This is a genomic window from Candidatus Jordarchaeum sp., assembly GCF_052745115.1.
Genome location: NZ_JBRAKS010000508.1, coordinates 1 through 2,042, shown reverse-complemented (window position 1 = coordinate 2,042; position 2,042 = coordinate 1). Strand labels below are relative to the sequence as shown.

Here is a 2,042-nt window from a genome sequence, read left to right as displayed (position 1 = left end):
TAAACTGACAATTAACAGAATAGAAAAACAGTTAATAAAGCGGGGATACTGTTTAAGTGAGAGGTAGTCTTCAGCCTCTAAATCCCGTAACGATGAGGCGTCTGTGCCCCTGTTGTGGAAGCTTTCCTGAGTCAACTTGCACGGTATGCTATGTGCGCATTTGTACTTTCTATGCGAAAATGTGTGTTTACGGAAAAACCTATATACAATTATTATCTCATTATTCATGGGTGCCGTGGGAAACGATTTTTTAATCCTCTTTTCATCCTAATCCCCCTCGCATTGGTCCGAGGACAATTTTCTGCTGTCCTGCTCCACGAGAATGAAATTACCACGGCATCCACCCCTCCCTTTTCCAAGGATTAAAAGGTGATAATGAACCTTTTTGAAGAGAGTCGAAAAGTGTGATAGGGTTCCGCCCTTTGGGGCAATTTCAAATGTTGCCATTAAATCTTGAGTAAATCCTTCGCTCTGAACGTGTATTTGTGTGTTAAGTTTATAGCGTAGGCGGCTGGAAAGACGTTTTTGCAGTCCTCGGTTGGCCCATAAAGTACGAAATCCAGGCCCAAAATCACAGGCATTACATTGGATGCAATGACAGTCGACTTGTGCATATTTGCAATGGGCTCACCTTTTTGAAGCAAAACTATACTGTACTAAGTAGGCACAAAAACAGCACGGTATAGTAGAAATAACTATTACCTTACTTTTTTCAATCGTATTCTGTCCAGCATTATTCATCACTTTCTTAGAAACTATTTTCGGTTAATTATTTCCTTTTCTGCTTCGGGGTTTCGGATTATTTTCAGGATGCAGCGTAGTAGTGGGCTGGGTTCACCCTTCCCTAACTCGGCTGCAAGCTTTCGAAACACCTCTCCACTGGAGTCTGCTAGGTTGGAGAGCACTTGGGTGACTATTTCAGATTCGGGGTAATGGTTGCCATGCTCTCTGGCCACCGAGATCAAAACATCTGCGGCCCGCTCCACGTTCTTAATCTCTCTTCTGCTTAGTTCGTCCAAGCCGATTACTCTTTTTTGTCTAGCCTCTTCGCTGGTTCTACCAAGGGTTTCCTCAATTAGGGATAATATGTCCTTCTCGGACCATTCTTCATCGGGAGCATCTCTTTCACTCATCGCCTAACCACTTTATCCACTCACTCTCTACATTATTATTAATTTTCGTGTTATTTATCGCTTTCCACCAAACTTAATCCGCTTCAAAACCCAAGGGGGGGTCCGGTGCGAAAATGGTCTCTCAAATCCCAGTATCCAATGGAGCAAAACACTCGTTTTGAAAAATTGATTGCTCGCAGGTAATAAGATAGGAGAACGCTGAAAGCTGTGGAGTGTTCCCGGCGAGCCAGTCCATTCACTTCTATCTGGGAGGAGCTCTGTGAGTAAAAGTGGATATTCGTTTCCCTTCAACCCGGTTCCGATGCAATAATGTTCGGAAGATTTTTTGGGTAAGTTTTTTGTCTCTTTATGAGCGCTTATTTTTAGGGATAAGATATGAAAACAACTTCACGTTCAAGGGATAGCCACAACCACCGGTGGTGCGAGCTTCTCCGCTCAGTCTACAGAATGGACAAGTTGTGCCAGTTCTTCGGCTTCCTCCCAAAAAACGTAATCGACGCACACGCCGAACAATACCACCTAGACAGGTACGCTAAGAAAATCCACTTCAGACACTTCATTGAACTCGCAGTTCTCACCCTCATCGGGGAAAAAAAGTGCCACTACGCGAACTCCAATCCACGACCAAGAACAGGAGAACGAAAAGGTTCACAGGCATGGAACCAGTCACCCTCTCCAGCCTGTCCGACTACATAAACAGCCTGGACACCGAAGCCCTCGCCAAGCTCATAAAAACGCTGGTGGAGAAATTCGGAAACCTGTTAACCAGAAGGGAGAAAAAACCATTCAGAATATTCGACACCACGTGGATGACTGTGACCCGCGGACAGTTCCCTCAAGCCGTACCCAGCGGTGGAGTCTTTCTATGGGTCTGGTAAGTTTTCCGGTGTGTAGAAAGGCTTCCGGTCT

Annotated in this window: 3 protein-coding genes; 1 reads left to right on the top strand and 2 read right to left on the bottom strand. The window is 45.0% G+C overall.

Annotated features, from left to right (window positions below):
* Positions 1 to 446: 446 nt before the first annotated feature.
* Both ACUVXA_RS20235 and ACUVXA_RS20230 read right to left on the bottom strand, forming a co-directional pair.
* Positions 447 to 614 (bottom strand): hypothetical protein, encoded by a 168-nt coding sequence (locus tag ACUVXA_RS20235; protein ID WP_445873100.1) that lies wholly within the window; start codon positions 612 to 614, stop codon positions 447 to 449.
* Between the two features lie 141 nt (positions 615 to 755).
* Positions 756 to 1,133, bottom strand: coding sequence for a hypothetical protein (locus ACUVXA_RS20230; protein ID WP_445873099.1), 378 nt, complete (start codon positions 1,131 to 1,133; stop codon positions 756 to 758).
* A 447-nt stretch (positions 1,134 to 1,580) separates the two neighbouring features.
* Here ACUVXA_RS20230 and ACUVXA_RS20225 point away from each other — a divergent pair, with 447 nt between their 5' ends.
* Positions 1,581 to 1,829, top strand: coding sequence for a hypothetical protein (locus ACUVXA_RS20225; RefSeq protein ID WP_445873098.1), 249 nt, complete (start codon positions 1,581 to 1,583; stop codon positions 1,827 to 1,829).
* Positions 1,830 to 2,042: the final 213 nt, after the last annotated feature.